This is a genomic window from Streptomyces sp. NPDC050759, assembly GCF_044456945.1.
Taxonomy (GTDB): domain Bacteria; phylum Actinomycetota; class Actinomycetes; order Streptomycetales; family Streptomycetaceae; genus Streptomyces.
Map to the genome: position 1 here is coordinate 168,352 of NZ_JBITGI010000015.1, position 25,294 is coordinate 193,645.

The following is a 25,294-nucleotide window of genomic DNA, read 5'->3' on the forward strand; positions in this document are numbered from 1 at the left end:
GGGTCGCGGCCGTTTCGACCGATGCTGACCTGCGGATTGTGAAAGGGCGACATGAATTACGCGCTGCTCGGTGGTCTCGACGAGGACATACTGGCGTTGCCGTTCTACGAGGAGCAGCACCGCACGTTGGCCGTGGAGCTCGCCGACTGGTGCGCCGGCCATTCCGGCCTGTGGTCACGTCCTTTGGAGCAGACTCCGGAGAAAACCGGCAGGGAGATTCTGAGCGCGCTCGGCTCCGCCGGATGGCTGGGATTCCTCGATCCCGCGAACGGGTCCGCCGCCGGTGACCACCGCTCGATCTGTCTGGCCAGGGAAATCCTTGCGTACGCCGACGATCTGGCGGACTTCGCCTTCTCCATCCAAGCGCTGTCCGCGACCCCGATCGTCCAATACGGAAACAATGGGCAGCAGTTGGAGTATCTGCCGCGAATGGCGTCGGGCGAGGTGGCGGGATCGTTCGCGATCTCGGAGGAGGAAGCAGGCTCCGACATCTCAGCAGTCGGTCTGACTGCCGACCGAGTGTCCGACGGCTATGTGCTGAACGGCCGAAAGGCCTGGATCGCCAATGCCGGCATCGCGGATGTGCACTGCGTGATCGCGCGAACGGGTGGGGGGCCCGGTGCGCTGGGGCTCACGGCGTTTCTGGTGCCGGCGCGCACGCCTGGAGTCCGGGTGCTGGAGGAGGTGCGGTTGGTCGCTCCGCGCTCGTTCGGACACCTGGCCTTCGAAGACTGCCTGGTCCCCGAATCGAGCGTGCTCGGACGCCCCGGACAGGGTTTCGTGGTCGCGACGGACCTGCTGGAGCGATTCCGGATGACGGTGGGGGCGGCCGCGGTGGGGTTTGCGCGCCGCGCATTCGACTCGGCAGTCCAGCGGGCCCGTGAGCGGCGGATCCACGGCGGCAAACTGATGGACCTTCAGCTTGTGAAGGGTGCGCTCGCCGACATGGAAATAAAGCTGAACTCTTCGGCGATGTTGGTCGCGCGGGCCGCGTGGGAGCTCGACCAGGGGAACCCCGGCTACGCGAAACACTCGAGTATCGCCAAGGTGGCCGCCACCGAGGCCGCACAGGAGATCGTCGACGCTGCCGTCCAGGTCCACGGGGCAGCCGGTCTCGTTGCCGACAGCGTCCCCGAGCGCTTGTACCGGCAGGTCAGGTCCCTGCGTATCTACGAGGGAGCGTCCGAGGTCCAGAAGATGATCATCGCGGACGCGCTGGGACGACGGCCGCACGCGGGCCGATCCCGAGCAGTGTCCGGACGCCGTGCAAGTCGAGTGGAGCGCTGACTTGTCCTCCCCTGTCGTCGCAATGACACGGGCAGATCCGTACCCATACATCCTGGCTCACCCTGGCTGCCGGGTACGGAAAGACATTTGATGCATACACGGGGAGAGCCATGAGTGACGAACAGCACTACGAGTGTGTCGGCATAGGCGTCGGTCCTGCGAACTTGAGTCTTGCGTCCCTGTTGCACGGTTGTCCGGGGCTGCCGAACCTCTTCCTTGAGAAGCGTGAGGTGTTCAGTTGGCATGATGGACAGCAGATCCCCGATGCGACCCTCCAGGTGTCCGTCTTCAAGGATCTGGTGAGTCTGTCGGACCCGACCAGTCCCTTTTCGTTCCTTTCCTACCTGAAGGACAAAGGGCGGATCTACCACTTCATCAATGCTCAGTTCAGCGAGGTGCCGCGGCAGGAGTTCCGCAACTACCTGGAATGGGCGAGCCGGCGCAACCAGAACGTGGTATTCGGCGAGGAGGTCGTCTCCGTCGACTTCGACGGCGTATTCGTCCTGCGTACCAACCGGCGCACCGTCACGGCGAACAACGTGTCCATTGGCATCGGCAGCAATGCCTGGGTGCCGGCGGAAGCCCATGACCACCTCGGCCTCACTCAGTTCCACGTCAGCGAATTCGTGCCTCGCAGCCGCGAGTTGGCGGGGAAGAGAGTCTGCGTGGTCGGCGGAGGCCAGTCGGGCGCCGAGGCGTTCCTCGACCTCATCTCGCGTCCGTCCACTGAGCGACCGCGCCGGGTCTCGTGGGTGTCACGCCGCCGCAACTTCTACCCCATCGACGACTCGCCCTTCACCAACGACTTCTACATGCCCGGCTACTCGGACTACTTCGCCCGGCTGGACCAGGGGACGCGCGAATCGTTCAACCGGGAGCACGTCCTCACCAGTGACGGCATCTCCGAGGGCACACTCCGCGAGATCTACCAGCGCATCTATACCGAGCGGTTCATCCACGGCAACACCGACCTGGTCTCGCTGTACCCGAACCGGAACGTGATCGCGGTCTCCGCCTCCGACAACGCGTGGTCGTTGAAGCTGTCCAACAGCAACCATCCGGCGGTCCTCGGGCAGGTCGACGCCGACGTAGTGGTCTGGGCGACCGGGTTCCGCAGCGCCGCGCCCGACTTCCTCGCGCCGATCGCGGACCGACTCGAGCGTGAGGGCGACGAGTACCGCATCGACAGTGATTTCGCCGTGAAGTGGGACGGCCCTTCGAACCGAAGCATCTTCCTCCAGAACGCGGCTCTGCGACAGCGCGGACTGGCGGACAAGAACCTCAGCCTGCTTGCCTGGCGGAGCCAGCGGATCATCGACCGCGTTCGATGTGTGCGCAGCGACGATACGGTCCCTTCGTTCATCGAATGGTCGGCCAAGCTCAGCCCGGACGAGAGCGTGGGTTGAGCCATGACGCATGTCGACTTCGCAGTCGTCGGTGGCGGAATCATCGGGTGCACGATCGCGCGGGAACTGGTGCTCCGGGCGCCGCACGCTTCCGTGCTGGTGCTCGAACAAGATGCCGTCGGGTCCGGAGCCAGTCGCCGGTCGGCCGGTCTGCACTTCCCTCGTGGCGCGACGGAGCGTGTACGCCGCATGGCCGGCTACAGCCAGGCCTACTACAGGGCCCTGCTCGACGCTGATCCGGCGTTGCCCATTCACCCGGTACCCATGCTGGTGGTGTCCGACCGTGCGACGGTGGACCAGGTGGAGACGGCCTATCTCGACGAGGCCGGCCTGTCCCGCGTGGACGCCTTGCCCGACTGGCTGCCACCACTGTCGGACGAGACGGCGGCCTGGACCGGCGAGGGCTGCCAGTACGCCGATGTCGGGGCGCTGACCCGAGCATTGGCCCGGTCTCTGCGGCCACGGACGAGTTTCAGGGAAGGGGTCTCCGTCGATTCCCTGGACCGGGTCGGGAGCGGCTACGCACTCCGGCTCGGCACAGGAGAACGCGTCACGGCCGACTCGGTCGTGCTCGCCCCCGGCCCGTGGCTGGCCGCACCAGCCTGGCGGGAACGGCTCACCCCCCTGGACGCCAGGGTGAAGAAGGTCGTCGCGCTGCACATCGAACAGCCGCCCGCGGCCGAGGACGGAGTCGTCGTCTTCCACGACGAGGACGCGTTCCTGCTCCCGTTGCACGAGCAGAGGCGTTGGCTCTTCAGCTACACCAGTCAGACCTGGGACGTCGACCCCGACCGGCTCACCGGCAGCGTCTCCCCGTCGGACCTGGCTGAGGCCCGAGAGGTGCTGATCGGCCGCGCCCCCCGCCTGGCCGACTCCGCCCGCAGCGGAAGGGTGTTCTGCGACGCCTACAGCGCGGATCGGGAGCCGCTGGTACGCGCTCTGGACGAGGAGGGCCGACTGGTGTTCGCGGGTGCCGCCAACGGCTCCGGGTACAGGCTCGCACCCGCCATCGCCGCAGAGGCAGCGCACCTGCTCCGTAAAGCCGTTGAGAACGTTTCCGACCAAGGGAGCCACCGATGAACGTGAGCGTCTTCTCCACGGAGGAACTGCACCAGGCATTCGGCATCGAGATGAGCTCCGTGGAGAAGATGAGTGCCGGAGCCGGCTGGGGCCGGGTCGCTCCGGGCGTCACCTCCGATCCACACCAGCACGACGAGATCGAGATGTTCGTCGTCGTCGCCGGAACCGGATGGGTGGCCTACGACGGTCGGCGTGTCCGGGTGGAGCCGGGAACGGTGTGCCAGTTCGAGCCCTTCGAGACTCATGTCGTCGAGAACGACGGGGACGTCGACCTGGTCTTCTTCGACCTGTACTGGCGCGACCCGGTGCGCGCCGCCGAGGCCGCAGCGGCAGGCGGTACGCGCCGCCGGTTCCACGAGAGGCCGGTCTTCGTCTTCTCGACCCCGCCCACTCCCAACGGCGACCTCCACCTCGGTCACCTGTCCGGTCCCTACCTGGGGGCTGACGCCTACGTCCGGTTCCAACGCATGCTGGGCACTGAGGTCTGGCACCTCACCGGGAGCGACGACTTCCAGAGCTACGTGGTCGACCGCGCCCGCCGAGAGGAGCGCGAACCGGCGCGTACCGCCGAGCACTACAGTGCCGAGATCGCCGCGACGCTCCGCCTGATGGACATCGAGGTCGACCAGTACACCGTGACCAACGAGGACCCCGGCTACCGGGACGGTCTGCGTGGATACTTCTCGAAGCTGGTCGACTCGGGGGCGGTCACCGTCCAGCAGACGGATGCCCTGGTGGACGCCGAGACGGACGCCTACCTCTACGAGGTGGACGTCTCGGGCGCCTGTCCCGGATGCGGGGGCGGCACCAGCGGCAACATCTGCGAGGAGTGCGGCGAACCGAACGTCTGCGTCGACCTGGTCGACCCGCGCAGCAGCCGGTCGGAGGTGCCGCCGAAGCAGCAACCTGTCTCACGCTTCGTCCTGCCCCTCCACGAGTTCGGCAGCGAGGTCGCCGATCACCACCGTCTCGGCCGGGTCCCGGCCCGACTCCGCGAACTGGCGGACCGGGTGTTCGCGCGTACCAGGCTCGACATTCCCCTGACCCACCCCTCGGACTGGGGCGTCGCGCCCGCGGACACGACAGTGGACGGGCAGGTGATCTGGGTCTGGCCCGAGATGTCGTACGGCTTTCTCCACGGCATCGAGGCCCTCGGCGGCCGTCTGGGCCGCGACTGGCGAGCCGTGACTCCCGAGCAGGACTGGAAGTTCGTCCACTTCTTCGGCTACGACAACAGCTTCTACCACGCCGTGCTCTACCCGGCTCTCTACCGGTTGGCGTACCCGCAGTGGAATCCCGACATCGATTACCACGTCAATGAGTTCTACCTGTTGGAGGACGGCAAGTTCTCCACCAGCAGGCGCCATGCCATCTGGGGCAAGCAGATCCTCCGACCGGAGACCGTGGACGCGGTGCGCTACCACCTGGCGCTCACGCGTCCGGAGCAGCGACGGACGAGGTTCCAACTCGAGGCGTACACGGAGACCGTCCAGCGGGTCCTGGTGGACGGCTGGCAGGGTTGGCTGAACGACCTGGGCACACGGGTCGCCGGGCAGTACGGCGGGATCGCCCCCGACGCCGGCGTCTGGACTCCTGAGCACACGGCGTTCCTCAACCGCCTGAGCGTACGGCTCGCCGCTGTCGCCGACAGCTTCGGACAGGACGGATTCTCGCTGAACCGTGCGGCCGCTGAACTGGACGGGATCGTCGTCGACACTCGGCGGTTCGCCGAAGCAGAGGCACGGACCGCGCTGATCGCCGGCTGGAAGGACGAGGCCCGAACGGCCATCGCGCTGGAACTGGCCGCGGCACACCTGTTGGCCCGCGCGGCCACGCCGATCATGCCTCGATTCGCCGCCCGACTCGCCCAGGCGCTGGGGACGACCGACCTCTCGTCCTGGCCTTCCCAGGTCGAGCTGGTCGCGCCCGGCACCCGGGTCGATCTCGAAGAGCAGTCCTACTTCGAGGCCCTGCCGTCCGACTGGTCGCTCGCCGAGGGAGCCACGGGATGACCGACTCTGTGATCAACCGCTTGGTGGCGGGGCCGCCGGCTCCCGGCCACCGGATCTCCTTCATCCGGCTCGGCGGTCTCAGGACGCTGGACCTGACCGAACTGTACGAACAGTCAGGCCATGTCGCCGCCTACCTTCGGAGCCTCGGCGTCGAGTCCGGGGACCGCATCGGAATCCTGGCGGCCAACAGCCTGGAATGGGTCCTGTTGGACCTTGCCGCGCTGCGGCTCAAGGTGGTGGTCGCGGGTTTCGAGCCAGGCAAGTTCACCGATGTCGGAGAGCTGGTGGCGCGCTACGGGCTCACGGTTCTGTTCACCGACCAGGACGTGCCGGCGGACGCGCCGACGGCTGTCCGGACGTTCACTGATGTCGCCGAGGCTGCGCAGCAGGCGTGGCGGGAGCCGCCCGGACCCGTCGTGTACGAGCCCGAGGAGGTGACGACGATCAAGTTCACCTCCGGCAGCACCGGTGCGCCGAAGGGACTCGGGGCCACGGTCGGCAGTATCGACTCGTCGATGCAGGCTGTGCAGGAGATCTTCGAGCACCGGGGCGGCGACAACCTCTTCGTCTTCCTTCCGCTGTCACTGCTGCAGCAGCGGTACTGGCTCTACTCCGCCCTCTGCTTCGGCCACGATGCGACGGTCACCACGTACGAGGCGGCCTTCGCCGCGCTCGCGATGGCCCGGCCGACCGTGGTGATGGGTGTGCCGGCGTTCTTCGAGGCCGCCAGGCAGCAGATCAGCCAGGATGCCGCTCGCGCGGACGGCGTCGCGCCGGAGGCGGCTCGCCGCGCGGCCGCGCGGCGGCTGTTCGGCGATCGGATCCGCTACCTGTGGACGGGATCGGCGCCGGCGGACGGTGAGGTGCTGCGCTACCTCACCGACGCGGGCCTTCCCCTCTATGAGGGCTACGGGCTGAACGAGACGTGCATCGTCAGCAAGAACCATCCCGGTGCCCACAGGGAGGGCAGCGTGGGGAGGGTGCTGCGGGGCAAGGAGGTGCTGTTCGACGAGGACGGCGTGATCCTGGTGCGAAGCGAGCATCCGGTGAACCAGCGCTACGAGTTCGCCGAGCCCGGCGACTCCGAGCGGATGTTCGTCGCAGACGGGGTGGTGCGCACCGGCGACCTCGGTTACGTGGACGAGGACGGCTTCCTGTTCATCCAGGGGCGCGCCGACGACGTCATCGTGCTGGGGAACGGCAAGAAGGTGATCGTCCGGCCGATCGAGGAGCACATGCGGACGAGTCCGGCGATCGAGGAGTGTGTGGTGTTCTGCCCCGCGCAGACGTCCCTGGTGGCGGTGGTCTCGCCTTCCTCCGACACGGCCGACCTCGAGGCGATCGCCGAACAACTGGCCCGCACCAACGCCTCGTTCGGCCGTGATGAACAGATTCGCAAGGTCGTCGTCGCGAGCCCGCGGCCCAGTATCGCCAACGGAATGCTCACGTCGCAGTTCAAGCCGAGACGACAGGCCATTTTCGCTGCCTTCCAGGCACAGATCACGAACAACCAGGACGGTATCCATGCCCAGTGACGTCGAGACCATCGCGCGGGAAAACCTGTCGGCCGCGCTCCAGCCGGCCGCGGATCCGCACGAGATCGAACTTGACCTCGAGTTGACCGACTACGGCTTGACCTCGCTGCAGAAGGTCCTGTTCCTGACTCGGCTCTGCGAGGACCTCACGGTCGACCTCGCACATCTGACCGAGCGCGACGTCGCAGAGATGCGCACGCTCCACGACGTTGTCGACACACTGTCACGCTACGCCGGAAAGGCTTCCTAGAGTGAGTTGGGCAGAGCTGGCCGCGGCCACCCTGGAGAACGACCACGTGAGGCTGCGTCCGATCAGTCCCGAGGACCGCGAGTCGATCCACGACATCGCGATGGACCCGGTGATCTGGCGCTACTTCGTGAGCCTGGTCGAGACGGAGGACGACTTCGACGCCTTCTTCCAGGGCATGGTCGCCGACCACGCGGCAGGCAGGCGTGTGGTCTTCCACATCACCGACAGGACGACGGGGCGATGCGCGGGGAGTATGAGCTTCGGCAACCTCTCCGAGGCGGACTCCCGCCTGGAGATCGGCTGGTCCTGGTTGGGCGTCGACTTCCAGGGCCGCGGCATCAACCGCTGGGCCAAGTACCTGCTGCTCGAGCACGCCTTCGAGAACCTGGGCGCCGAGCGCGTGGAGTTCAAGACGGACCAGCTCAACGCGCAGGCCCGAGCGGGCCTGCGCAACATCGGCGCCCTGGAGGAGGGCGTCCTTCGCAGCTTCAACCCGATGCCGGACGGCAGGCGCCGGGACGCTGTCTACTACAGCGTGCTGCGCGGTGAGTGGTCGTGGCTCAAGGACGAGCTGGCCACCCACGCGAAGGTGACCCGTCAGGGCATGGCGGTGTGACCGGCGGAGCGGGCGTCACCCATCTGCGTCTCCGCGGCGATCCCTATGAGGTCGGCCGACAGCACGGGGCAGCTCTCGCCGGTCCGCTGCGCGGCTTCGTCGACGACTCGCTCTGCCGCCTCAACCTGCTTCTGGACGAACCGGTCACGACGGCCGGGCTCGAACCGGTGCTGTCCGCGTTCGACAAGGTGATCACGGCAGAGCTGCCACGGCTGGCCGAGGAGATCACCGGACTCGCCGACGGGATCGGAATCCACCGCGACCAGGCGCTGCTGCTGCAACTGCGCCGGGAGATCCTGGGCTACCGGAAGATCCCGGCGCGAGGCGACTGCACCACCTACGCCAAGGCCGGTCCCCATCCGGTCCTGGCCCAGACGGTGGACCTCAACGGCGACCTGGACGATCAGATCAGCGTCCTCGACGTCCGACTCACCGGTTCCCCGCGCCGGGCCCTGGTGCTCAGTTTCGCGGGCCTGCTCGGCTATCTCGGGGTCAACAGCGACGGCCTGGCCGTGGGCCTCAACCTGGTCCTCGGCGGCGACTGGAAACCCGGAGTCCCGCCGTACCTCGCCATTCGCCATGTGTTGGACTCCGCTGCCACCGTCGACGAGGCGGTCGAGTGCCTCCGCGGTCTCCCGTTGGCCAGCTCACGGTCGTTCATGCTCTGCGACGCGGGCAAAGCGGTCTGGGTGGAGGCTCTGGACGGCGGGTTCCGGTGCCTCGAAGCCCAACAGGCCGAGCACACCAACCACTTCCTCCACCCCGAGTTCGAACCCTTCGACGAGATCAACGTCTTCGCGCGGAACTCCTCACGCCGAAGGCTGGAGGCGTGCCGCGCCGGTCTCGCCGCGATGGCGCCGGCCGCAGGGGTTGAGGAGCATTTCGCTCTGCTCTCGGTCCCTCCCATCCGAGTTGTCGGAACCGGTGACATCCGGTACGAGCGCACCGTCGCTGCTGCCGTCGCATTGCCGGGGAGCGGTCGGTTGTACATCAGGCCGGGTGATCCCGCCACATCTTTCACCAGGGAGTTCACCTTTGCGGACCCCGAACCGACTGCCACGTGATCCTCGGGCGCTGTGCGTACGCACCTACCTGGGATCCACAACATCTTGATCTTTTCGAACTCCGACGGGCGGGAACATGAACGTGCTCGATGACGAGAAACAAGAAGGTGCTGCCGTCAGCGTCGCCGGGATCGACGTCGACGACCTCTCCAGACTGCTGATGATCAGGCACTTCGAGCAGACCGTCCTGGACCTGTTCGCGCGCGGGCTGCTCAACGGCACCACGCACACCTGCCTCGGCCAGGAGTACGTGCCGGTGGCCCTGCGGCCGCTGCTGGCCCCGGACGACTTCGTGTTCAGCAACCACCGCGGCCACGGACACTACCTGGCCCGCTTCGACGACCCCGAGGGCCTGCTGGCCGAGATGACCGGCCGCGAGGGCGCCGTCTGTTCGGGCGTCGGCGGCAGCCAGCACATCTTCCGGGGCACCTACCTGTCCACCGGGGTGCAGGGCGAGAGCCTGCCGGTGGCCGCGGGCACGGCCCTGTGGTTCCAGCGGACCGGCCGGCCCGGGATCGCTGTGGCCTACATCGGCGACGGCACCTGGGGTGAGGGCGCCGTCTACGAGGCGTTGAACCTGGCCGCGCTGTGGCGGCTGCCGCTGCTGGTGGTCGTGGAGAACAACGGCATCGCGCAGACCACGCCGACCGCGCGCGCCATGGCCGGCGACATCGCCGGGCGGGCCGCGGCGTTCGGAATCGCCCATGTGTCCGTGACCGGCAGCGACGTCGCCGCGATCCGCGCGCGCCTGGCACCGGTGCTCGAACTAACGCGCACCGGCGGCGGGCCGGCCGTCGTGGAGTTCGCGACCCACCGCCTCGGCCCGCACAGCAAGGGCGACGACACGCGCTCCGCCGCCGAGGTCGCCGCCGAGCGGGAGCACGACTGGCACGACGCCTACCGACGCCTGGACCCCGACCTGTTCGCCAAGGTCGAGGACGAGCAGCGGACGCGGATCGCCGAGGCCGTGGACCGGGTCCTGGCCCGTCCGGCCTCGGTGTGGGAGAGGGGCTGAACGTGGAGCGTGTCGCTGAGAACCTCAACCGGGCTCTGCACGCGGCGTTCGCCGCCGACCCCGACCTGTTCCTGCTGGGGGAGGACGTCGCCGATCCGTACGGCGGCGCCTTCAAGATCACCAAAGGGCTGTCGTCGGGCTACCCCGACCGGGTCCTGAGCACGCCCATCAGCGAGCAGTCGCTGGTGGGCGTGGCCAACGGGCTGGCGCTGTCCGGCGGGCGCGCCATCGTCGAGATCATGTTCGGCGACTTCGCCACCCTTGCCTTCGACCAGATCGTGAACTTCGCGGCCAAATCGGTCGCGATGTACGGCCGCCGCGTCGAGGTCCCGGTGATCGTGCGCTGTCCCACCGGCGGGCGGCGCGGGTACGGCCCGACCCACAGCCAGAGCCTGCAGAAGCACTTCATCGGCGTGCCGCACCTGTCGGTGCACGAGATCTCGCCGTTCCACGACAGTACGGCGCTGCTGGCCGGCCTGCTCGACGAGGGCGAGCCGGCCGTCCTGTTCGAGGACAAGGTGCTCTACACACAGCCGATGCACGAGCCGGGGACCGACGGGCCGTTCGTCGCCGACTTCCCGTTCGGAGCCGGCGGCCCGGCACGGCTGCGGGCGTCGGACGGCGACGACGCGGCCGACTGCGTGATCATCGTGCCCGGTGGGGTGGCCCGGCGGGCGCTGGCGGCGGCCGGGACGCTGTTCGCCGAGCACGAGATCACCTGCGAGGTGATCGTTCCGACCCGGTTGTACCCGTTCGACGTGGAGCCACTGCTGCCCGCCCTGGCCGGCGCCGAGGTCGTGTGCCTGGTCGAGGATGGCGCCGCCGGCGGCACCTGGGGCTCGGAGGTCGCCGCGCGCGTCTATGAGCGGCTGTGGGGCCGGCTGCGGCGCCCGGTCCTGCTGTGCAGCGCCGAGGCCGAGGTGATCCCGACCGCCGCACACCTGGAGGAGACCGTGCTCCCCCAGGCTTCTGACATCCACCGCGCCATCTGGGAGGCGTTGCATGCGTGAACTGCTGCTGCCGAAGTTCAACAACAACGACGAGGGCTGCGTCCTGGTCGGCTGGACGGTCGACGACGGCGCCGCGGTGTCCGCGGACGCGGTCGTCGCCGAGGTCGAGACTGCCAAGGCCCTGGAGGAACTCGTCGCGGAAGCGGACGGCGTCCTCCATCGGCTCGTCGAGGCCGGAGCGCACTGCGCGTTCGGGCGGCCCGTGGGGCTGCTGTTCGACAGCCGCCAGGAACGGGACGACTACCTGGCGGCCGCCGTCGTGACCACCGCACCCGAGGGTGAGGGCGAGGGCGAGGACCACGAGGGCGGTCCGGACCCGATCCTCAGCGATGCCGCACGCACCCTCGCCCAGGAACGCGGCATCCGGACCGAGCAACTGCGCACGCTCGGCAAGCGGGTGGTGAAGGCCTCCGACGTCCAGCGGCTCATCGACCAGCGGCCCATCGATCAGGGGTTCATGGAGCAGGGGTTCATGGAGCAGGAGTTCATGGAGCAGGAGTTCATGGACGAGGGGGCGGTGTCCGTGGCGGCTGGGGCGTCCGCGGACGCCGTCGTCGTCAGCCTCAGTCCGCGCCAGCGCGCGGTGGCCGCCGTCGTCAGCGAGGCGCACCGCACCATCCCGGCCGCCTTCGCCGCGATCGCGGTCGACCTGACAGTGTTCCGCGCCACCCGCGGCGGCGCCCCGTACGGCCTGGTCGAGCTCCTGGTCAAGGCCATTGCCGCTCGCCACGCCGACTTCCCGCTGTTCTTCGCCACGTCCGGTGCCACGTCCGGTGCGGACCACACCCTCACCCTCGCGTCGGCCGCCAACGTCGGGGTCACCGTCGACGTCGGGACCGGGCTGTTCATCCCGGTGCTCAAGGACGCCGCTCACCGTCCGATCGCCGACCTGGCCGACGACCTCATGGATTTCCGAGTCAGCGCCTTGCGGCAGAACTTCCGCGAGGACGCGTTCGCCGACGAGGCCATCACCCTCTCGCTGCACAACGATCCGGACATCATCCTGGCCGCGCCGATCGTCCATCCGGGCCGCACCTGCGTGGTGACCCTGTGCGCAGAGCGGAGCGAAGTCGCGCTGACCGAGGACGGTATGCCGTTCACCCGGCCGGTCACCACGGTCGCGGTCACCTACGACCACCGCTATCTCAACGGCCGCGACGCGGTCCGCTTCCTCACCGCGGTGAAGCAGGACCTGGAGAGCGCCGACGCCATCGCCAGGCTCGCGGGCTGACGGGGCGCTGCGCGCCGCCCACCAAGCAGCCGACGACCCTACGTCCGCCGGTCCACGGGTCGGCGGTGCGGCCGGCCGCACCGCCGACCCGATCCTGCCCTGCCTCGGCGCGGCGCTCGCCGGGACGCTCCCAGCCTGGCCGGCAGACCCGACAACGCCTCGCAGGTGACCCTGGCGGGAGGCCTTGCCGCCGGCGACGACCCCCGGTCCCCGATCGCGGACAACCCGGCCTCGGGGACGGCAGACTCAACCAGCAACGGAGCCAGACGATTGGTGTCGTCACCCGGAACCGGCGCCGGGTGCAGGCCCGACAGTCGGCGCTTCGGCGGGTCGGCCTCGGCGCGGGCACGGTGGATCCGCACCCTGGCCGGGTGACCGCGGCGGCATGGGAAGGATCAGGGTCAGATCGTGCGCTGGTCGGGCACGTCGGCGCCGCACGCGTCCTGCAGTCGCTTGAGATAGGTCAAGCCGGTCATGACCTCGTCCGTCGGCAGTCCGAAGTCGATGAGACACGCGATCTCGTCCGCGCCGAGTTCCGCGAGCCGCGCCACGACCTGCTCGCCCTTGTCGACCGAGCCGAGCAGGCCGACGTTGTCGAAGTAGTGCTCGAAGGCCCGCTCGACGAGCATGTCGATCTCGTCCGGCTCCAGGTCTCCGGTGCTGAGGTCCGACGTCAGGATGAGCCCGAGTGAGCTGCGCATGTAGTCGCTCAGCGACGGCCGGACCAGCTCTCGGACGCTGTCGGTGTCCTCGCCGAGGTACGTGTGCACCATCACCGCGACGTGGCCCGGCCAGCCGGCGTCGGTCGCGGCCTTCCGGTACTCGGCGATGTTGTGCGCCAGCTGTTCGGGACTCTGGCCGAGCAGGTGGGTGAGGAGACCGGCTCCGATCCGGCCGGCGCTCCGGAAGGTCTCGACGTCGCCGACACTGGCGACCCAGATCGGCAGGTCGGTCTGGACCGGCGGCGGGAACGACCGCACCTTCACCGGGTTCCCCGAGCCGTCGGTGACCTCGATTGCCTCGCCGCGCCACAGGGCACGCACCTGCTCGATCCGCTCGTACATCTCCGTCCGGCGGTTCGTGTAGGCGGCCGGATTCAGGGCGAAGTCGACGGCGTGCCAGCCGGAGGCGAAGGACACCCCGACTCGGCCCCGGGAGATGTTGTCCACCACGGACCACTCCTCGGCGATCCGCAGCGCGTGGTGCAACGGTGCCACGACGCTGCCCGCCCGGATCTTGACACGCTTCGTCGTCGCGGCGATCGCCGCGCTGGTCACCGAGGGGTTCGGATAGGTCCCACCGAAGGGGTGGAAATGGCGTTCCGGGGTCCACACCGCCGCCAGGCCGTTCTCGTCGGCGAAGCGGGCGCCATCGAGCAACAACCGGTATCGGTCGGCCTCGGCGCCTCCGCTGTCGTTGGCGAAATAGAAGAGGCTGAGATCCATCGTGCGTACTCCCCAGCGGATAATGGTTCGGAGTCGGGGGTGTGTGGCGAATATCGGTCAGTAAATGCGCCCGATCCTGATTCATAGCACTCTCGTTCTTCGCGGACACACTCTTCGCGGACCGCGGTGGAAAAGGCCGATGGAGTGTTGTCTCGCCGGCGAGACAAGCGCACGATGGACCCGTCCTTCGGGAAATCAGGTTTCGTTCACCGGCCTGCGAGAGCTGACCGATGAAGTGCGAGAGGTGGTCAAGTGACGGTCGACAGCGGGTTCCGTAACCCCATGGACGAGCTGGTGGTCGGCAAGGTGCGGGAGCTTCTGGGGAATCCGGGCATCGGCGTCGGCGACGACTTCCTGGCCGTCGGCGGCAACTCCATCATCGCCGTCCGCCTCGGCCAGGCCCTCCGCCAGGAGCTCGGGATATCCCGGATCACGGGCGTCATCCTCAAGAACCCATTGCTCAGCGACCTCAGCGACGTGCTGAGCGAACTGGTCGGCGAGGCGTCCTGACCGTCAGCGTCAGCAGGAGACGGAAACCCCCGTCTCGCCGGCAAGACATCGAGCCGATGTCACCTTGCGGTGGACGGTGTTCCGGCCCATTTTTTAGTGATCGGTGACAGCGCCCTCGGTCAACGGCGCTTCGACCTCTTCTGGAAATCGGCATCATCCCCTTCCAGCCCTTTTTCCGGACTTGACAGATCGGTTGGAGTTCCTTCGTGCCCGGAATGCCGTACAACAAAGACACCCGGCCGCGGATCGGTTTCCTGTTCCCAGGACAGAGCTCCGAGTACGTCGGCATGGGCGTCGAGCTCCATCGCGAGCACGCGTTGTTCCGCGCGGGCATCGACCGGTACGCCGATCAGTTCCGCCGGCTCACCGGCGTCGGTCCGCTCGACGTGTTCGCCGACCCGGCCGCCCAGACCCGGGCCGAGCTGCTCCAGCCCGCGGTCTTTCTGCTGCAGGTCGCGTTGGCGGAGTTCTGGACCTCGTGCGGGGTGCGGCCGGACGCGGTGGTCGGCCACAGTCTCGGCGAATACGCGGCCGCCTGTGTGGCGGGGGTGTTCGGCGTCGAGGAAGGGCTCGAACTCGTCAGCGCCCGCGGCCGGGCCTTCGCGGCCGTGCCCGGCGCCGGGCGGATGGTCGCCGTGGGCGGTCCTGACCCGGCGGAGCTGGAGCGCCTGGTCGCGGCACACGGCGGCGCGGCGTCGGTGGCGGCGTACAACGCCCCGGAGCGGATCGTCGTCTCGGGGACCGACACAGCGATGGGGGAGTTGGTGGCGGCGTTCGAGCGGCGAGGTTGGCTGACGATCCCACTGGAGACCACCCACGCCTTCCACTCGACGCTGGTCGCCCCGGCCGTCCCGGCGCTGGTCGCGGCGGCGGGCCGGATCCGGCACCGGACCACGGCCGTGCCGCTGGCGCTGAACCTCACCGGGGGCTGGGCCGCGGGCGGGGAGCTCGGCGCGGAGTACTGGGGCCGGCAGCTCACCTCACCGGTCAGGTTCATGGCGGGAGTCCGGGCACTGATGGACAGCGGCTGCACGGTCCTCCTGGAGGTGGGGCCCGGACGGACGCTGACCACGGCCGGCCGGGCGCAGAGCGACGGGAGTGAGCTCTGGCTGGCGGGGTTGTCGCCTCGGACACCGGATTCGGTGACGGTACTGGATCACCTGACCCGGTTGGAGGAGGCGGGGATTCCGGTCGACTGGGTGAGGTACCACGCGCCGTTCCGTGCGAGGGGGCGGACGGTCGGTGATCGGCCGGGAGCGGATCGGCCGGCTCCGGCGCCGGCCACCGAGCTGCCGTTCCGGTTCGAGCGGGTCGTGATCCACGAGTCGGCGAGCGCTGCGGGGTCCGGAGTCGCGGTGGTCCGGCACCGGGTGGGTGAGACGGCGCGAGAGGTGGTCGACGTCTCGGTCGTCGACGACGCCGGCCGGCCGGTCGTCGAGGTCGTCGGGCTCGAACTCGGGGCGGGGACCGGTGAGGAGGCGGGCGGGCCGGACCAGCTCTCGCCCCAGGAGGCGGAGCGGCTGCTGGCCTCGCTCGACGCGCTGAACGAGGACCAGTTGCACGCCCTCCTGCCTCTGTGGGCCGGCCCAGATGCTTCCACCCCCGTCGGATCGACCGAGGAGTGACACCCATGACTGACTACGACCTCCGGAAGAAGCTGGAGGCGGCGCTTCGGGCACGGGCCGGACAGTCGCGCACCGAGCATCCGCTCTCGTACGCGCAGAGCTCGATGTTGATGCTGCATCAGATGGACCCGGACAGCGCGTCCTACAACGTCGCCCTCACCGCTCGGTTCACCGGCGGATTCGACGCCGCCGCGTTCCACGGCGCGCTGCAGTCGCTCGTCGGGCGGCACGCGGCGCTGCGCACCACCTTCAGCCGGGCGGGCGCCGACGACGGGGACCGCCCCGCGGGCCGTCAGACCGTCCACGGCTGGCTCGAGCCCGACTTCGCCGAACTGGATGCCCGTCAGTGGACTGAAGGAGCACTTCGCGAGGCGGTGCGAGCCGCCTACCGCGAGCCGTTCGACCTCGTGACCGGGCCTGCCCTTCGAGCGCGGGCCTACCTGGTGGCGCCTGGAGAAGCGGTCGTTCTGCTGGCCGCCCACCATGTGGTGTGCGACTTCTGGTCGCTCGGCACCATGCTGGCCGAACTCGAGCAGCTCTACGTCGCCGAGACCGAACGGCGCCTGGCGCGGCTGCCCGGGCGCAACAATCCGTACAGCGACTTCGTCGCGTATCAGCGGGAGCTGATCGCCGACGAACGGGGTGACCGGGCCCGCTCCTACTGGCACGCCCAGCTCTCCGGTGACCTGGAACCGGCCGAATGGCCCCGGTTCGATCTGGACCCGGCGGACGCCGATGGCGGCGGTTCGCTCATGTTCCCCATCCCCGCAGAACTCGCCGCCGACGTGTTCGCGCTGGCCAAGGCGGAAGCGGTCACGCCCTACGTCGTACTCCTGACGGCCTTTCAGGTTCTCGTCGGCCGCTATACCGGCCGGTCTGACGTGCTCGTCGGGAGCCCGTTCGCCGGCCGCACCGACCCGGCGCTGGCCGAATGCGTCGGGAACTTCGTCAACTCCGTCGTGCTGCGTGCGGACCTGAGCGACGCCGTCTCGTTCCGCGAGCAGCTCGGCCGGACCCGCCGCACCGTCGCCGAGGCGTTCGAGCACCAGGACTATCCGTTCGAGCTGCTCGTCAGCGAGCTGGCGCCGCGCCGGGTGGACGGTCGCAATCCGATCTTCCAGGCGATGTTCATCTATCAGAAGTCCAGTCGGCATCCGGCGCACGCCGCCCTCCACGCGGCCGAGGAGGGCGCGGCCCCGGTCGCCTGGGCCGGACTGTCCGCGGCGCCCTTCCCGCTGGCCAAGCAGGACGACCAGCTCGAGCTCACGCTTGAGGTCGTCCACGACGGCGACCGGCTCGTCGGACTGCTCAAGTACCGCAAGTCCGTCTTCTCCGCGGCCGCGGCCGGCCGTGCCGCCGAGCACTACGCGACGCTGTTGCGGGCCGCGGTCGCCGGCCCTGACCGCAGTGTGGCGGATCTGCCGATTCTGACCGAGGCCGGGCACGGCGGCGACCGGCACCCCGAGCCGGTGTCCGCCGCGTCGGACGACAGCTTGGCGGCCCGCTTCCGGCAGGCCGCGGAGCAGCACGCCCATCGAACGGCAGTGCGCTGCGATGGAGACCAGCTCACGTATGCCGAGCTCGACGAGCTGGCCGGACGCTGGACGGCCCGGCTGCGGGCCGAGGGCGTCGGGCCGGGCAGCCGGGTCGCCCTCCTGCTCGAGCCCTCCCTCGACACCGTGGCCGCGATCGTCGCGGTCCAGCGGGCCCGGGCGGCCTACCTGGTCCTGGACCCGTCCGATCCCGCGGCATGGTGCCGGACGGTGCTCGAGGACAGCGGAGCGCGCGTGGTGCTCACCCAGCCGGACCTGGCCGGTCTGCTGGACGGTGCCGCGGTGCCGGTCCTGGTCATGCCGGAGACCGAGCTGCCGCCGGCCGGCGAGCCCGGCGATCTGCCGCGAGCCGGCGACGTGGCCCGCACCGTCTACACCTCCGGCTCGACCGGGACGCCCCAGGGGATCGACATCGAGCACGGCAATGTCCTGACGCTGCTGGAGTCGATACGCGAGCACGTCGTCATCGACGAGACCGCGGTCGGGGCGTTTCTCCACCCGGCCGGTTCCGATCTGTCGCTGTGGGGCACCCTGCTGGCCGGGGCGTGCCTGGTCGTCGTGGAGTCCGGGGCGGCCCGATCGCCTGACATCTTCCACAAGCTGCTCGTCGAGGAACGGGTCACCCACCTGGTCCAGACCCCCTCCGCCCTGCACGGCCTGTCCGCCGTGGTCCGGCGGACCGGGGCCCAGGGGCTGGCACTGAGGCACGTCTTCTCGTGGGGCGAGCCTCTGCCCGCGCCGTTCGCCCGGACCGTCCGCGAGTGGTGCGGGACGCTGTGGAACATGTACGGCCCGGCCGAGACCACGGTCTGGGTCACCGCGCAGCCCGTCGGGCCCGAAGACTGCGCGGGAACCAGCGTGCCGGTCGGACTCCCGCTGGCGCACGCCCGGGTCCACGTCCTCGACGAGCACGGGCAGCCCGTGCCGCCGGAGTTCACCGGCGAACTGCACATCGGCGGACCGTGCGTCAGCCGGGGTTACGTCAACCAGTCGCAGCTGACGAAGGAACGCTTCCTCGAGAGCCCCCTCGAGCCGCAGGGCCGGCTGTACCGCACCGGCGATCTGGCGCGGACCAACACCCGGGGGCAACTGGAAATCCTGGGACGGGTCGACGACCAGGTCACGATCAGCGGGTTCCGGGTCGAGCTGGAAGGCGTGGCAGCCCAGCTGGACAAGGTGCCCGGTGTCAGAAGGTCGACGGCGTTGGTCGTCGGCGCGGGCGTCGACGACAGCCGCCTCGTCGCCTGCGTGATACCCGAGCCGGGGTGGAACCTGACGGAAAGCGCCCTGAGAGCGGAGTTGCGTTCCACGCTGCCGCCTTCCATGGTGCCCACCGCGATCGGGTTCTTCGACGCGTTCCCGCTCGACGCCGGTCAGAAGGTCGACCGCGCGCGACTGGCCGAGCAGTTCGCGAGCACGGCCGCTCGAACCGGCGTCGCCGGGGCGCCGAGCGACCACGAGCGCCGGGTGGCGGCCGTCTGGCAGCAGGTGCTGCAGCGCCAGGACATCGGCCGCGAGGACAACTTCTTCGATCTCGGCGGCAACTCCATGCTGCTGCTGCAGGTCTACGAACTGCTCGCCGGCGACGCCGCGGACCCGCCCTTGAAGGGGTCCGAGATGTTCCGCTATCCGACCGTGGCCAGTCTGGCCGCGCGGCTCGGCGGGGCCGACGGCGCGCCCGCTGCCGCCGGCGACAGCGGGGGCCGCGACCGGGACCGGACGTCGAGCCGACGCACCCGGCTGGCGGACGACACGGTCCGTGGCGCGCGCCTGCGGGCCCGGGAACGGGGAGGGAGGAATGCCTGACGCCGACGAGACCGACGTGACGATCCGGTCGAACGACGTGGCCGTGATCGGGATGTCCGGCCGGTTTCCCGGCGCCCCCGACGTGGACGCGTTCTGGAGCCGGTTGCGAGCCGGGGACGAGCTGCTGACCACCTACACCGACGACGAACTCCTCGCGGCCGGGGTGCCCGAGCGGGTACTCCGCGATCCGCGTTACGTCCGGCGAGCGGCCGTCCTGCCCGACGCCTTCGACTTCGACCCCGAGTTCTTCGGCTATACCCGGCGCGAGGCGAAGCTGATCGATCCCCAGCAGCGGATCATGCTGGAGGTCGCGTGGGAACTGCTCGACACCATCGGCTACTCCGGCGGGGCCGGCGGTCAGGCGGTCGGGGTGTTCGCCGGCGCGGCGATGAACACGTACCTGACGAACGTCGTGGCCAAGTCCTGCGACCTGCTGACCTACGACGGCATCGAGCTCATGGTCGCCAACGACAAGGACTATCTGACCACGCGGATCTCCTACAAGCTGGGCCTGAAGGGGCCGAGCGTCGCCGTGCAGACCGCCTGTTCGACATCGCTGGTCGCCGTGCACGTGGCCGCGCAGAGCCTGATCGCGGGGGAATGCGACATCGCGCTGGCCGGCGGCGTCTCGGTGATCGCCAACGCGTATCCGGGCTATATATACGGCGAGGGGATGATGTTCTCCCCGGACGGCCGGTGCCGTCCCTTCGACGCGGACGCCGACGGCACCACGTTCGGCGACGGCGTCGGCCTGGTGGCCCTGAAGCGGCTCGCCGAGGCGATCGAGGACGGCGACCGCATCCTGGCCGTGCTGAAGGGCTCGGCGGTCAACAACGACGGGTCCGACAAGATCGGCTACACCGCCCCGAGCGTCGAAGGGCAGCGGGCGGTGATCAGCGAGGCGCACGCGGTCGCCGGGGTGGACAGCGACACCATCACGTACGTCGAGGCGCACGGGACCGCGACCGCCCTGGGCGACCCCATCGAGTTCACCGCTCTCAGCGAAGCCTTCGGCGACGGCGGCGCCCAGCCCGGGCAGTGCGCGCTGGGCTCGGTCAAGGCGAATGTCGGGCACCTGGCCGCCGCCGCCGGAATCACCGGGTTCATCAAGACGGTGCTGGCCCTGCGGCACCGGGAGATCCCCGGCCACCCGACCTTCACCCGGCCCAACCCGGAGATCGAGCTGGCCGGCAGCCCGTTCCACATCAATGCTCTGCCGATGGCATGGCCGTCGGGCCCGACCCCGCGGCGGGCCGCGGTCAGCTCGTTCGCCATCGGCGGCACCAACGTGCACGTCGTGCTGGAGGAGGCGCCACCGCTGCCCGCGCGGCCGACGCCGGACGCGGGTCCCCGGCTGCTCGCGGTGAGCGCCAAGAGCGACCGGGCGCTGCGCGACCTGGCCGGCCGGCTGGCCGACGTGCTGGCGCGGCCGGACGCCCCCGGCCTCGCCGACGCCGACTACACGCTGCGGGCCGGCCGACGCGGGTTCGCGTATCGCCGCGCGGTCGTCGCGGACGACCACGCCACCGCCGTGGCCGGACTGCGGGCGATCGCCGCGGGCGCCGCGGCGGCGGAGACCGCCCCGGCCGTGTCGTTCCTGTTCGGCGAGGTCCCGGTCGAAGATTTCCGGGTGCTGGCCGAGCGAGTGCCGGCCGTGGCCGACATCGCGCAGCGGTCCGTCGACAGCGCCCTGATCCGCGCACAGAGTCCGCCGGCCGCGCGGGTGACCGCCGGACTGGTGCTCGCGACGCTGTGGGCCGAATCCGGCGCGCGACCCGACGCGGTCGGCGGCGCCGGAGCCGGTGAAGTCCTCGCGGCCTGCTTCAGCGGGGTCCTCGACGAGACCGAGGCGCTGGCCCTGCTGTCCTGGCGGGCCGGACTGCTCGACGGCCCGCCGGAGGTGCGGCCGCGGGTCCCGCGGGTCCCGATCCTGTCGGCCGTCGTGGGCGGCGAGCTGCCCGAGTCGCGAGCCCTCGACCCGCTGCACTGGACGCGGGACGTATGGGAGGGCGGCCGGCTGGCCGAGGCCTTCGGGGGCCGGACCGCGGACGGGGCGACGGTGGTCGTCATCGGAACCCCGGCCGAACCGCTGCCGGGGGACTCCGGCCCGGACGGCGGCTCGGAGTCGTCGCCGGTGGCGCGGCTGCTCCACGACGCGGCCCGACTGTGGACCGCCGGTGTGCCGGTGGACTGGTCGGACTGGTCCGGCCAGGAGTCCCACCGGGTCCCGCTGCCGGCACATCCGCTGTATCGCAGCAGGCTGCGGCTGGACGAACCGGACCAGGCGCCGTCGGCGGCCCCCGCCGGCCCGCCGCGCGGCGAGGAGCTGAAGCGGCTGCTGGCGAAGCTGTGGACCGAGGTGCTGCGCACCGAGGTCGACCGCTACGACCAGAGCATCTTCGACATCAACGACGACTCGATGCTCGCCGTGCGGCTCGCCCGCCGGATCGGGACGGAGCTCGGCGTCCCCCTGCGGACGATCGATCTGCTGAAGAACCCGACGATCGACCGCCTGGCGGCGCACCTGGCCCGGGTCGGCTGACGTGAACCACGAGGAGAACACCGTGGAGCCACTGCTCCCAGAGGTCGTCGCGATGGTCGGCGGCTATTTCGACATCCGGCCGGACGCGCTGGATCCGGACGTCTCGTTCACCGAACTCGGTGCGGACTCGATGGCGCTGCTCGGCATGCTGCGGCTGGTCGAGGAACGCTTCGGCTGCAAGGTCCCGCTCCGGCAGCTGTTCGGCGACATCCAGACGCCTGCCGCGCTGGCGGCGCACCTGGCGGCGAACGCGCCGGCCACGACGCCGCCGGAGGCTGCGGCGACCCCGGCCGCCGGTGCTGTGATCGCCGCGGCCGTCGACGTGCCGCGGACCCCCTCACCCGCGCCGGTGGCGCCGGTCTCGGCCGACACCGTGTCGGCGCCCGGAGCCACGACGGCAGTCGAGCGGCTGATCACCGAACAGCTCGCCGTCATGCGAAGCCAGCTCGAACTCCTGGCGGGCGGTGCCGCCCCGGGCGCCGGACCCGTCGTCGTCGAACCGGCGCCCGCAGCCCGTCCGGCAGGGCGACCGGCCTCATCCCGGCCGGCCGCCCCGCTCGCACCCGGTGCGCGCGGCGGAGCCGGCCTCGTGGAGTCGGAAGAGCGTGTCCGGTATCTCAAGGTCCTGGCCGAGCGGTTCGGCAGCAGGACGAAGGGCTCGAAGGAGTTCGCCCAGCGGTTCCGCCCGCTGATCGCCGACAGCCGCTCGTCCATCGGCTTCCGGCCGACGACCAAGGAGATGCTCTACCCGATCGTCGCCGAACGCGGGCAAGGCGCGCGGCTGTGGGACATCGACGGCAACGAGTACGTCGACCTCACCCTGGGGTGGGGCGTCCACCTCCTCGGGCACAACCCGCCCGCCGTCATGGCGGCCCTGCGCGAGCGGCTGGACCTCGGCTTCGTCATCGCCCCGCGCACCGAGGTGGTCGAGGAGGTCGCCGCCGGCCTGATCGAACTCACCGGCATGGAGCGCGTCGCCTTCCTGAACACCGGCACCGAAGCGGTCATGACCGCCCTGCGCATCGCCCGGACCGCGACCGGCCGCGACGACGTCGTGGTCTTCTCCACCGCCTACCACGGTCACGCGGACAGCGTGCTCGCCGCGGCCTCCTCCGAGAACGGCGTGCGGACCACCCGGCCGATCACCTCGGGCATCCCGGCGCGCGCGGTGGAGAACGTGCACGTGCTCGAATTCGGCACCGACGACGCCCTGGAGTTCATCGACAGGCACGGTCCGCGGCTCGCCGCGGTCATGACCGAGCCGGTGACCCTCCGCACCCCCGGAGTGCAGAACCCCGAATTCCTGCGCCGGGTCCGGGAGATCACCCGGCGGCACGGCACGAAGCTGATCTTCGACGAGATGGTGACCGGGTTCCGCTGCCACCCGGCCGGTGTCCAGGGGCTCTACGGCATCGATGCCGACCTGGCCACGTACGGCAAGATCATCGGCGGTGGCATGCCGATCGGCGTGATCGCCGGCCGGGGCGGGATCATGGACACGATCGACGGCGGCGTATGGGACTTCGGCGACGGCTCCCGCCCGACCGCGGAGTCCACCTTCTTCGCCGGCACGTTCAGTCAGCATCCGATGACCATGGTGGCGGCCCGGGCGGTTCTGAACCACCTTCGCGGCGAGGGCCCTGCCCTGCAGCGGGACCTCGATCGCAGGGCCGAGGTGTTCGTCGGCCAACTGAACGCCGACTTCCGCGAGCTCGACGTGCCGATCGAGGTCCGCCGGTTCTCCTCGTTCTTCCGGTTCGAGCACGAACAGAACATGGACCCCCTGTACCTCAACCTGCTCGACCGCGGCGTGTTCGTCTGGGAGCTGCGCAACTTCTTCCTGTCCACGGCACACGAGCAGGCCGACCTCGACCACATCCGGACAGCGGTCCGCGACTCGATCACCGAGCTGCGGGAGCACGGTGTGCTCGGCCCCGGCCCGGCGGCCCCGGCCGGGGCCGTGGTGTCGCCGCCCGCGCCGCGCAGCACCCTCGCACAGCGGCAGCAGGCGGCACTGGACGAGGGCGGCGTGCCGGCGTATCAGATGTCCGTCGGCTTCTGGCTGGACGGCCGGCTGGACCGGGACGCGCTGCGCGGCGCCGTGCGGGGCCTGGTCGCGCGGCACGAGACCTTGCGGACCACGCTCGCTGCCGACGGCGTGACACTCGTCGTGCATCCTGCCGCGGAGACGGTGCTGGACGAGGTTCTGACCGAACACGACTGCCCGGATGACGACGACCTCGACCGCTTCCGGCAGTCCTGGGCCGAGCAGCGGCTCGACCTCGCGGCCGGGCCGGTGTTCCGCGCCGCGATCGTGCGGACCGCTCAAGAGCGGCATCTGCTGCTGATCTCCGGGGCGCACGCCGCGGTGGACGGCTGGTCGTTCAGCGTCCTGGTCGACGACCTCGTCGCGCTGTACAACGCCGGCTGTCAGGATGTCCGGCCCCTGCTGCCGCCCGCGGCGCAGTTCCGGGACTACGCCGCCTGGCACGAGCGGGTCGTCGGCGGCCCCGACGCCGCCGAGCACCGGGACTACTGGCGCACTCTGCTCCAGGGCGCGGCGGCTCCGGAGCTGCCCGGGTCCGGAACGTCCGGGCCCTTCCCCTACAGGGCGGTGCGGCACAGCGTCCGGCTCGACTCCGCGTTCTGCGACCGGATGCGCGACACCGCCCGAGAGCAGGGCGCGACGGTGTTCGCCTACCTGGTCGCGGCCTGGGGCGCGGTGCTGCACCAGGTGACGGGGCAGGAAGACATCGTCGTCCCGGTCCTGGCGGCGCGCCGCCCGCCGGAGCTGGACGAGGTGGTCGGGTACTGCTCTAACCTGCTGCCGCTGCGGCTGCGACGGACGGCGGACGTCCTGGCCGCGGACTACGTGGCCGACGTCATGGAACACCTCGTGACCGGGCTCGAGACCCAGGACCACCCGTTCGCCGATCTGATCGTGGAGCTCGCGCCCGGAACCGGCCTGCGCGCCGACCTGCTCGCGACGTCCATCTCGTTCTACCGCCGCGTGGCGGCGCCCCCGATGGACGGGCTCACCGTGTCGGAGGCCGACCCGCTGCCGATCACTCACACCGGCCACCCCCTGGCGCTGAACATCATCGAGGGCGCGGACGGCTTCCGGTGCGACTTCGAGATCGCGACGGACGTCGTCGCCCCCGACCTCGCCGCCGACGTCGCGCGCCGCTACCACGACCTGCTCGCCGGCCTGCTCGCGCACGGCGAGCGCCCGCTGGCCCAGCTGGACCGTCCCGACCATGACGACCTCTGAGCACCACCCCGGACATGACCACGACAGCCCTCGGAC

Annotated in this window: 17 protein-coding genes; 16 read left to right on the forward strand and 1 reads right to left on the reverse strand. The window is 70.1% G+C overall.

The features are described 5' to 3' along the window. The first annotated feature begins 51 nt into the window (after positions 1–51). The 11 genes from ACIBJB_RS35795 (at position 52) to ACIBJB_RS35845 (ending at position 12,506) form a co-directional block, all read left to right on the forward strand. Positions 52–1,287, forward strand: coding sequence for an acyl-CoA dehydrogenase family protein (locus tag ACIBJB_RS35795; RefSeq protein WP_398937004.1), 1,236 nt, complete (start codon positions 52–54; stop codon positions 1,285–1,287). Between the two features lie 110 nt (positions 1,288–1,397). After that, on the forward strand, positions 1,398–2,693 hold the full coding sequence (locus tag ACIBJB_RS35800; RefSeq protein WP_398937006.1) for a lysine N(6)-hydroxylase/L-ornithine N(5)-oxygenase family protein: 1,296 nt from the start codon (positions 1,398–1,400) through the stop codon (positions 2,691–2,693). Positions 2,694–2,696: 3 nt separating this feature from the next. Further along, a complete protein-coding gene (locus ACIBJB_RS35805; protein WP_398937008.1) occupies positions 2,697–3,773 on the forward strand; it encodes an NAD(P)/FAD-dependent oxidoreductase in 1,077 nt (358 codons plus the stop codon). Next, complete coding sequence (locus ACIBJB_RS35810; protein WP_398937010.1) at positions 3,770–5,785, forward strand: class I tRNA ligase family protein; 2,016 nt, start codon at positions 3,770–3,772, stop codon at positions 5,783–5,785. Before ACIBJB_RS35805 ends, ACIBJB_RS35810 begins: the two co-directional genes overlap by 4 nt. Beyond that, positions 5,782–7,320, forward strand: a complete 1,539-nt coding sequence (locus ACIBJB_RS35815) for an AMP-binding protein (RefSeq protein WP_398937012.1) — start codon at positions 5,782–5,784, stop codon at positions 7,318–7,320. The genes ACIBJB_RS35810 and ACIBJB_RS35815 overlap by 4 nt, the downstream gene beginning before the upstream one ends. After that, positions 7,310–7,570 (forward strand): phosphopantetheine-binding protein, encoded by a 261-nt coding sequence (locus tag ACIBJB_RS35820; RefSeq protein WP_362576747.1) that lies wholly within the window; start codon positions 7,310–7,312, stop codon positions 7,568–7,570. Before ACIBJB_RS35815 ends, ACIBJB_RS35820 begins: the two co-directional genes overlap by 11 nt. Position 7,571: 1 nt before the next feature. After that, on the forward strand, positions 7,572–8,186 hold the full coding sequence (locus ACIBJB_RS35825) for a GNAT family N-acetyltransferase (protein ID WP_398937016.1): 615 nt from the start codon (positions 7,572–7,574) through the stop codon (positions 8,184–8,186). Next, positions 8,183–9,250, forward strand: coding sequence for a C45 family autoproteolytic acyltransferase/hydolase (locus ACIBJB_RS35830; RefSeq protein ID WP_398937018.1), 1,068 nt, complete (start codon positions 8,183–8,185; stop codon positions 9,248–9,250). Before ACIBJB_RS35825 ends, ACIBJB_RS35830 begins: the two co-directional genes overlap by 4 nt. Before the next feature lie 76 nt (positions 9,251–9,326). Beyond that, positions 9,327–10,265: a thiamine pyrophosphate-dependent dehydrogenase E1 component subunit alpha gene (locus ACIBJB_RS35835; protein ID WP_398937020.1), complete on the forward strand. Its 939-nt coding sequence runs from the start codon at positions 9,327–9,329 to the stop codon at positions 10,263–10,265. 2 nt (positions 10,266–10,267) lie between these two features. Beyond that, on the forward strand, positions 10,268–11,275 hold the full coding sequence (locus tag ACIBJB_RS35840; protein WP_398937022.1) for an alpha-ketoacid dehydrogenase subunit beta: 1,008 nt from the start codon (positions 10,268–10,270) through the stop codon (positions 11,273–11,275). Beyond that, positions 11,268–12,506 carry a 2-oxo acid dehydrogenase subunit E2 gene (locus tag ACIBJB_RS35845; protein ID WP_398937024.1) on the forward strand — a complete coding sequence of 413 codons (1,239 nt, stop codon included), beginning with the start codon at positions 11,268–11,270 and terminating at the stop codon, positions 12,504–12,506. The genes ACIBJB_RS35840 and ACIBJB_RS35845 overlap by 8 nt, the downstream gene beginning before the upstream one ends. 401 nt (positions 12,507–12,907) lie before the next feature. Here the strand turns inward: ACIBJB_RS35845 and ACIBJB_RS35850 are convergent, their stop codons facing one another. Then, positions 12,908–13,951, reverse strand: coding sequence for a MupA/Atu3671 family FMN-dependent luciferase-like monooxygenase (locus ACIBJB_RS35850; protein ID WP_398937027.1), 1,044 nt, complete (start codon positions 13,949–13,951; stop codon positions 12,908–12,910). Positions 13,952–14,203: 252 nt separating this feature from the next. Between ACIBJB_RS35850 and ACIBJB_RS35855 the strand changes: the two genes are divergently transcribed. The 5 genes from ACIBJB_RS35855 to ACIBJB_RS35875 all read left to right on the forward strand — a co-directional run bounded on the left by ACIBJB_RS35855 (position 14,204) and on the right by ACIBJB_RS35875 (position 25,258). Further along, on the forward strand, positions 14,204–14,461 hold the full coding sequence (locus ACIBJB_RS35855; RefSeq protein WP_398937029.1) for a phosphopantetheine-binding protein: 258 nt from the start codon (positions 14,204–14,206) through the stop codon (positions 14,459–14,461). A gap of 215 nt (positions 14,462–14,676) precedes the next feature. Beyond that, positions 14,677–16,086 carry an acyltransferase domain-containing protein gene (locus tag ACIBJB_RS35860; protein ID WP_398937031.1) on the forward strand — a complete coding sequence of 470 codons (1,410 nt, stop codon included), beginning with the start codon at positions 14,677–14,679 and terminating at the stop codon, positions 16,084–16,086. A gap of 5 nt (positions 16,087–16,091) precedes the next feature. Continuing rightward, complete coding sequence (locus tag ACIBJB_RS35865) at positions 16,092–19,445, forward strand: amino acid adenylation domain-containing protein (RefSeq protein ID WP_398937033.1); 3,354 nt, start codon at positions 16,092–16,094, stop codon at positions 19,443–19,445. Then, entirely contained in the window at positions 19,438–21,987 is a 2,550-nt protein-coding gene (locus tag ACIBJB_RS35870) for a type I polyketide synthase (protein WP_398937035.1), read from the forward strand. The genes ACIBJB_RS35865 and ACIBJB_RS35870 overlap by 8 nt, the downstream gene beginning before the upstream one ends. Positions 21,988–22,009: 22 nt before the next feature. After that, a complete protein-coding gene (locus ACIBJB_RS35875) occupies positions 22,010–25,258 on the forward strand; it encodes an aminotransferase class III-fold pyridoxal phosphate-dependent enzyme (RefSeq protein ID WP_398937037.1) in 3,249 nt (1,082 codons plus the stop codon). Positions 25,259–25,294: the final 36 nt, after the last annotated feature.

What these genes read in the sequence shown, in the direction of transcription:
- ACIBJB_RS35795 (WP_398937004.1), top strand. Translation starts at nt 52, where the DNA reads ATGAATTACGCGCTGCTCGGTGGTCTCGACGAGGACATACTGGCGTTG.
- ACIBJB_RS35800 (WP_398937006.1), top strand. Translation starts at nt 1,398, where the DNA reads ATGAGTGACGAACAGCACTACGAGTGTGTCGGCATAGGCGTCGGTCCT.
- ACIBJB_RS35805 (WP_398937008.1), top strand. Translation starts at nt 2,697, where the DNA reads ATGACGCATGTCGACTTCGCAGTCGTCGGTGGCGGAATCATCGGGTGC.
- ACIBJB_RS35810 (WP_398937010.1), top strand. Translation starts at nt 3,770, where the DNA reads ATGAACGTGAGCGTCTTCTCCACGGAGGAACTGCACCAGGCATTCGGC.
- ACIBJB_RS35815 (WP_398937012.1), top strand. Translation starts at nt 5,782, where the DNA reads ATGACCGACTCTGTGATCAACCGCTTGGTGGCGGGGCCGCCGGCTCCC.
- ACIBJB_RS35820 (WP_362576747.1), top strand. Translation starts at nt 7,310, where the DNA reads ATGCCCAGTGACGTCGAGACCATCGCGCGGGAAAACCTGTCGGCCGCG.
- ACIBJB_RS35835 (WP_398937020.1), top strand. Translation starts at nt 9,327, where the DNA reads ATGAACGTGCTCGATGACGAGAAACAAGAAGGTGCTGCCGTCAGCGTC.
- ACIBJB_RS35845 (WP_398937024.1), top strand. Translation starts at nt 11,268, where the DNA reads ATGCGTGAACTGCTGCTGCCGAAGTTCAACAACAACGACGAGGGCTGC.
- ACIBJB_RS35850 (WP_398937027.1), bottom strand. Translation starts at nt 13,951, where the DNA reads ATGGATCTCAGCCTCTTCTATTTCGCCAACGACAGCGGAGGCGCCGAG.
- ACIBJB_RS35860 (WP_398937031.1), top strand. Translation starts at nt 14,677, where the DNA reads ATGCCGTACAACAAAGACACCCGGCCGCGGATCGGTTTCCTGTTCCCA.
- ACIBJB_RS35865 (WP_398937033.1), top strand. Translation starts at nt 16,092, where the DNA reads ATGACTGACTACGACCTCCGGAAGAAGCTGGAGGCGGCGCTTCGGGCA.
- ACIBJB_RS35870 (WP_398937035.1), top strand. Translation starts at nt 19,438, where the DNA reads ATGCCTGACGCCGACGAGACCGACGTGACGATCCGGTCGAACGACGTG.